6 protein-coding genes are annotated in these 7,669 nt (G+C 43.9%); all 6 read left to right on the forward strand.

Annotation, left to right across the window (positions count from 1 at the left end; genetic code table 11):
- Window positions 1-2,942: SusC/RagA family TonB-linked outer membrane protein (locus tag B2V92_RS01705; protein WP_293304261.1), on the forward strand; the 2,942-nt coding region annotated here is incomplete at its 5' end.
- A gap of 10 nt (window positions 2,943-2,952) precedes the next feature.
- Complete coding sequence (locus tag B2V92_RS01710) at window positions 2,953-4,620, forward strand: RagB/SusD family nutrient uptake outer membrane protein (RefSeq protein WP_293304263.1); 1,668 nt, start codon at window positions 2,953-2,955, stop codon at window positions 4,618-4,620.
- A gap of 62 nt (window positions 4,621-4,682) precedes the next feature.
- Window positions 4,683-5,018, forward strand: a complete 336-nt coding sequence (locus B2V92_RS01715; RefSeq protein ID WP_293304264.1) for a hypothetical protein — start codon at window positions 4,683-4,685, stop codon at window positions 5,016-5,018.
- 26 nt (window positions 5,019-5,044) lie between these two features.
- Entirely contained in the window at window positions 5,045-6,151 is a 1,107-nt protein-coding gene (locus tag B2V92_RS01720) for a glycoside hydrolase family 88/105 protein (protein ID WP_293304266.1), read from the forward strand.
- A gap of 322 nt (window positions 6,152-6,473) precedes the next feature.
- Window positions 6,474-7,088, forward strand: a complete 615-nt coding sequence (locus B2V92_RS01725; RefSeq protein ID WP_293304268.1) for an alpha-ketoglutarate-dependent dioxygenase AlkB family protein — start codon at window positions 6,474-6,476, stop codon at window positions 7,086-7,088.
- 12 nt (window positions 7,089-7,100) lie between these two features.
- On the forward strand, window positions 7,101-7,592 hold the full coding sequence (locus B2V92_RS01730; protein WP_293304270.1) for a hypothetical protein: 492 nt from the start codon (window positions 7,101-7,103) through the stop codon (window positions 7,590-7,592).
- Window positions 7,593-7,669 lie beyond the last annotated feature (77 nt).

Raw genomic sequence — 7,669 nt, forward strand, 5'->3', positions numbered from 1 at the left:
GGCCACGGTTTGCCGCTGTTGGCCGAGCCGATATCATCGTTACAGGTAAAGTAACCGACGAAAAAACCAAATCACCCATTCCAGGGGTTTCTGTTAAGGTAAAAGATAGCCAAACGGTTACGGTAACCGACGAAAACGGAGTTTATAAAATCGCCGTTCCGAACGAACAGGCTGTTCTTTCGTTTTCATATATCGGTTATGATGTACAGGAGAAAGAGGTTGGTAGCCTTAAAAACATCAACATTGTTTTAAAATCCTCCCAATCAGATTTGGATGAAGTGGTGGTGGTGGGGTATGGTACACAGAAGAAAGCCGATGTAACGGGTTCTGTAGTGCGGGCAAATTTAGACGATTTCAGGAATGCGCCCACCACAAATGTGGCCAACCTCCTGCAGGGAACGGTTCCGGGTTTAAATGTTGGCCAGGTAAACCGGGCAGGTGCCACACCATCCATCAGTATACGTGGACAGAATACGCTGGGCGGCAATCAGAATGCCCTGATTATTTTAGATGGGGTACAGTACCTTGGTTCGTTAACTTCGATCAATCCTGATGATATCGCCTCTATCGATGTATTAAAAGATGCGAGCGCAACCGCGGTATATGGTGCACAGGCCGCAAATGGGGTGATTTTAATTACCAGCAAAAAAGGCTCCATTGGGCAAACCAAAATATCATTTTCAACGCAATTTGCCACCCAAAAACCCAATATAGATTTAAAGCCAATGGGCAGGGATGAATACCTGGACCATGTGAAGTATCTGTATTACGATCAGGCTTTTCTGGCACCCGATTTTACCCAGCCAAACCCTGCATTCGATCTGGTTTCGAGGGTTGATGCCTCAATGAAAGATGCGCAGGGTAATCTGCTGCCGAACGATTTTAGCTGGTTTGATGAAGCCACGAGAACAGGATCTATTATCGATAACCAACTTAGCGTATCGGGCGGAAGCGAAAAAGTTACCTATCTCTTATCAGGAAGCCTGACGAAAAATTCGGGTTTTATCAAAAACGATCTTTTTAAGAGAAAAACCATCAGGGCGAATATCGAATCAAAAGCAACCAACTGGTTAACCATTGGTTTGCAATCATTCGGAACCTTTACCAACGAGGATGGCGTAGAACCAAATTTTACCGATATTAACCTCATGTCGCCATTGATTTTACCCTGGGATAATAACGGGAATTATAAAATCAATCCTTTTGCCACTAACCTGGTTAATCCGTTTCTAAACTATCAGGCAAATGATTACGACCGGCACAACTATTTCTTTGCCAACGTATATGCCAATGTACAGCTACCGGTTAAAGGCCTTAGCTATAAAATCAGTTTCGGTAACAATTACCGCCTCGATCTGAAAAACATTTCCAATATGTACGATGCCAACCTTACCGGCCAGGCCTCGAAAGAAAATACAACTTATTACGATTATACCTTCGATAACCTTTTAACCTATAACAAAACGATAGGCAAGCACAGTTTTACCGCAACACTGCTTTATGGCGCCAGCGAACGCGAAAATAGCTATACAAGAGCTTATTCTACAGGTTTTTCGAGGTTAACACTGGGTTACGATAACCTGCAGCAGGGAACCAACAGGTTTGCCATTTCAAACGCCTGGAAAGAGGCATTGAACTATCAGATGATCCGTTTAAATTACAATTACGAGAGCAAATACCTGTTTACAGGTACCCTAAGAAGAGACGGTTTTTCTGGCTTTGCAGAGAATAATAAATATGGCGTTTTTCCATCCCTGTCGGTAGGTTGGGATATTTCAAAAGAATCATTTTTTAAAGTAAACTGGATCGATAATCTTAAATTGAGGATAGGATATGGCGTTGCCGGAAACCAGACTTCGCGTTACTCCTCATTGGCTGCTGTTGGTGTTGGGGCCTCGTATGTTTTTGGCGATGGTGGCTCAACCCAACTGGGGCAACAGGTTAATTCGCTCCCCAATCCCGACTTAAGATGGGAACGTACCACCGGAGCTAACCTCGGTCTAGAATTTAGCATCCTGAAGAACAGGCTATCGGGCGTAGTGGAGTATTACAATACGAAAACTACCGACCTGCTGTATTCGGTTAATATTCCGGTAATAACAGGTTTTAATAATATCCTTACCAATATAGGGCAGTTGAACAACAAGGGCATCGAACTTTCTTTAAACTCGAAAAATATCAATAGTGGTGGATTCCAATGGAATTCTACATTAAGTTTTGCCCGCAACACCAATAAAATAGTTAAACTTTTGGGCGATCTTAATGGCGATGGCGTGGAAGATGATCTGCCGCAGAGCGGGCTTTTTATTGGTCAGCCAACCGCGGTAATTTATGATTACCAGGTAAACGGGATTTACCAGATCGGCGAAAAGATACCTACAGGTTATTCGCCCGGTACTTACCGCATTGTTGATCAGAATGGCGATGGGGTAATCAATGCCAGCGATAGGGCCATTTTGGGCTCATCTGCACCTGCATACCGGTTAAGCCTGTTAAACAATTTTCAGTATAAAAATTTTACTTTGAGCGTTTTCTTTAATTCGATCCAGGGCGGTTCAAAATCTTACCTCGCCGGTAATACACCCAGGGTGATCAGGGATGATAATGCCATCAGGAACAATTACCTGAGCGGGATAGATTTTTGGTCGCCCGATAATCCAAACGGTAAATATCCACGGTCATTTGTATCGGCTACTTTAAATCCGCCACTTTTCCAGAACCGCAGTTTTGTGCGTTTGCAGGATGTATCACTGTCCTATAAATTCAGCGGAAAACTGATCGAAAAGATGAAGCTGCAGAACCTGAATGTTTTTGTAAGCGGACGGAACCTGGCCACCTGGACCAATTGGGAAGGCTGGGATCCGGAAACCAACCAGGGCCTCACAAATGATGGACGGCCTGTATTTAAAGGATATGCTGTGGGCTTAAATGTTACATTTTAAATTAAAACCGATGAAAAAGATTACCTTCATTATAGCGGCTATTGCCATTTCTTTTGTTTCCTGTAAAAAGGATTTTCTGAACGAAAAACCACTCGATTTCTTAATAACAGATAATGCTTATATCACCGCTAAAGATTACGAAGCGGCCTTGAATAACCAATATAACCGCGTAAGAAGCGAATTTTATAACAGTGGCGAACAACGCCCTTTCGATTATGTATTTGGCTGTGATCTGGTTTTCGATGGTCAGCCGGCTACCACCAGGCATACCAATATGGTTGCCGCATATTCTCCCTTAAGTACCGAAATCCCGTTGATCCACTGGACTTCCCTGTACAAAATTGTAGCCGAATCGAATACCATTATCGACCGTATTCCCGGCTCTCAACTAACCGCTCCTGAAAAAACACTGATGGAAGCCCGTGCAAAATTTTTCAGGGGTATGGCTTACCGCACACTGGCCTATTTATATGGTGGGGTACCATTGAGTATTACAGAGGCTGTTAATCCCAAAACAGATTATGTAAGGGCCACAAAAACAGCTGTGCTTGAGCAGGCCATCAGCGATCTTAAATTTGCGGCAACTAACCTCCCCGCCATTAACCTGGTGCAGGACGGAGAAGTAAATAATCTGGCTGCTTATCATCTTTTGTCGGAAGTTTACCTTGCTGCAGGGCAGTTCCAGAATGCTGCAGATGCGGCAACAAGCGTGATCAGCAACCCCAATGTAGGTTTAATGACGAACAGGTTCGGGGTAAAATCAACAGATGCCACTAAAAATGTATATTGGGATCTTTTTCAAAGGGGCAACCAGAACCGGAAAAACGGAACCAACAGGGAAGCCCTTTGGGTAATCCAATTCGAAACCGATGTACCGGGTGGTGGTACCGTATCAACTGGAATTGGCGGTTCGTATCAGATGGAGCGGCATTTTGCTCCGCAGTTTCTTACTTTCAGACTTGCAGGCAGCAGCGTACAGCCATTTTTATATCCGATAAGCGATTATACCGGTGGCCGTGGCATCGGCTGGGCAATACCCACCAAATATTTTTCGGATGTGATCTGGCAGAGCGATTTTAACAATGATCTCAGAAACGCACCTTTCAATTTTGTGCGCGAATTTAAGGTTACCAATCCCGCCCATCCGCGCTTTGGCCAAACCATTTCAACCATCAATCCGCCGGCCGGTATCACTGTGCCCCGCAGGGACTTTTATGCCTTCCAATCGAAGGTTACCACCCCGGGCGATCACCCTGATGGGATGTTCCAGGATAAATCGCAGCTCTTGCTCAAAGCCAGTGCCGGTGGTACTTATGCCGATCAGTACATGTTCAGACTGGCTGAAACCTATCTGTTAAGGGCCGAAGCCTATTTAGGCTTAAGTCAGCTCGATAAGGCCGCTGCAGATATCAATGTGGTACGCAGCAGGGCCAATGCCTCGCCTGTATTGCCGGCAAGTGTAAATATCGATTATATCCTCGATGAGCGTATGCGCGAGCTGGGTTCGGAAGAAAAACGAAGGATTACCTTAATGCGCCTGGGACTGGTTTACGACAGGGTGAAAAAGTACAATCCTTATTACAATGATATTTTACCAACCTATAACCTATGGCCCATACCAGCTTCCGAAATAGAAAGGAATAATGGCGCAAGGCTGGCACAAAATCCGGGATATTAAATTGATCTGTTAAGTCCAATCACACCACAGCGCTTTTTATAACCGTTGTGTAAAACAATGTTATGGAAGAAAATACCAAAAAAGAGATTAAAACAGTAGCAGTACTGGTAGATCTTTTAGGTTATGGAGTAGTAGAGCTGACTGTAAATTATAGCCTGGGTTTTACCTGTGTACAGCCCGGTGTTTGTAACATCGAATGCCATATTGGTCAAAATGATCAGGTAATGCATAGCTGGCTATATTCGCCCGATTTTAAATTGGTTTTTTCCGAAATAGGGCAGGGTAAAGGCCATGCAGTATGCTTTAGTGGCGAAGGATTAAACAAGAATGTATACTATCAAACCATGTTGAACGTGGTTTCGGATTATATTTTTCTGAAGGAAAAAGTTTTCCGCTAATACAATTTAAACCAAACTATAAATCTATGAGTAAAAAATTATTAACCTTACTGGTGCTGTCGGTTCCCTGCCAGTTCTTATTTGCCCAGGGTAATCTGCTAAAAGACTTTCCTGAAGGATTTGGCCCGAAAGAGGTGGGGAAAAGGCTTGCTTACCGTTTTTTGGATAGAAAGCATATGCTTCATGCCGGAAAATGGATCAGTTATCCCGAAACTTTTAACTGGACCGGAGCCATTAAGTATGCAGAACAGACTAAAGATAAAAAGCTTTTTTCGTTATTGCAGGATCGGTTCGAAAAGCTCAATTCAGAAGAGAAACAGTTATTGCCCATCATGAACCATGTCGATCTGAATATGTTCGGCAGCCTTCCTTTAGAATTCTATCAGGCTACCAAAGATAAAAAATACCTCGAGCAGGGCCTGCCTTATGCCGATACACAGTGGAGCCTGCCCGAGCGTGCAAATGCCGAACAGAAGGAATGGAACAGCAAAGGATATTCGTGGCAAACCCGTTTATGGATTGATGATATGTATATGATCACCATTGTACAGGCACAGGCTTTTAAAGCTACCGGCGATCAGAAATATATCGATAGGGCCGCCAGCGAAATGGTGATGTACCTGGATAAGTTACAGCGCCCTAACGGTCTTTTTTACCATGCACCCGATGTGCCCTTTTATTGGGGGCGTGGCAATGGCTGGATGGCTGCAGGCATGGCCGAACTTTTACGCCTTTTGCCCAAAAATAATAAAGACCGTGGCCGTATTCTACAGGGTTACCAAACCATGATGAAGAGCTTGAAAGATTACCAGAGGCCAAGAGGAATGTGGAACCAGTTGATTGATGAAGCTGATTGCTGGGCCGAAACATCAGGATCGGCAATGTTTACCTATGCGCTTATTTCGGGTGTAAAGCGGGGCTGGCTGGATAAGCAGGAATACGCGCCGGTTGCCCGCAAAGCGTGGCTGGCATTGGTTCCCTACATCAACGAAAAAGGCGATGTGGCCGAAGTTTGTGTAGGAACAAATAAGAAAAATGATAAACAGTACTATTACGACCGCCCGCGCAATGTTGGCGATTCGCATGGGCAATCTCCGTACCTCTGGTGCACTTTTGCCCTGTTAGAAAAATAAGCCTACGCCCCATATGATTATGCTAAGTTCTTTTTAACCACAGATGCAAACAGATAAACGCGGATTATCTTTTTATTCCCGATTATCAATGCAGGCAGCGGTTAAGCAGTATTCTATATGTTGCAAGATAACTACCTTAAATTGTGCCACGTTTGGTTAGCGCCGGTCGATCTCATACGGCCGGGGAGTGCACATCCTGATAATCCTGGGGATGATTTTCCCCAGGTTATCTTCATTAACATATCCGATCAATAAGCATTTTTATTAAAAAAAAATACTAATAATTTTAGTATTTTAAAAATGTTTTGCATATTTGCAAAGGATGGAGCAGTTGAGTTTTTTTGGCGAATCGGGGCAAACACCCGGCCTTCCCAGCGAAGTGCTGGAATACCTGCCAGGATTTATTCCGGCAAAGGAAGGCCACAAGATGCTTTCGGATATGATCGAATATACACCGTGGACACAGAAAACAGTTAAAATGTACGATAAGGAAGTGCTTACGCCAAGGCTTTCGGCATGGTATGGCGATCCGGACGGACTGGATTATAATGCGCTTGGAAAATCAACGCCTTTGGCATGGACCGATGAACTTTTGCGGTTAAAACAACTCATCGAACCTGTTGCAGGCATCAGCTTTAACAGTGTACTTTTAAACTATTACCGCGATGGCCAGGATTCTGTTACCTGGCACAGTGATAATGAAACCGTAATGGGCTCACATCCTGTTATTGCTTCGCTTTCGCTCGGACAGGTGCGTCCGTTTGATATCAGAAAAAAAGCTGATCACAGCGAAAAATATACAATAAAACTCGAGCATGGCTCATTGCTCTTAATGAAAGGCGATCTGCAGTCTAAATGGGATCACCGGATAGCAAAGTCTTCAAAAACAATGGGAGCAAGGGTAAATTTAACCTTCCGAAAAATTATTGGGCAATAAGAGGGGAATAGCATGACTGAACTTGATTATTTTTTTACAGACGGCAATGGAGAAGATCAGCATTATAAGCTGATCCGGTTTTCATCTTCCGGCCCATGGTCGGTACTTGATGGCGACGAACTTTTGTGCAGCATCGGAAATGAGAACGGGGAGTGGGCTATTCTGGAAGGCGAGCTTTCTACGACAATGCTCAGGGATGCCGCCAAGCTGATCGAGAAACAGCATTTTCAGAGTCTGCCTGCAGAGATTATCTCCCGGTGGCCAAAGCTTGTTCATCAGGTAATCGCCAACTCAGACCATGAGTATATGGTGGTGTGCCAGCCGGATATCAATTTTGAACTTTTCGAACGTGTTTTCTTTCAGTTTGTACCGGATATGCTGAAGGATGAATGGCAAATCTCTTTCAGGGTTTATAACAGCGACTTTAGCAACGATTTTATGTTTGCAACCAGTGCCGATAAGCAGGAAACACATTTTAGCCCTTTAAAAAAGTGGCAGGTTTAAAAAAACTGAAGCATTAAAAATACTATACTATAGTTAATACTGATAAAATATAAGGATTTTTTCCGCTCCTATGCCGC

The sequence above is a fragment of the Pedobacter sp. UBA5917 genome, from assembly GCF_002432345.1.
Classification (GTDB): Bacteria; Bacteroidota; Bacteroidia; order Sphingobacteriales; family Sphingobacteriaceae; genus Pedobacter.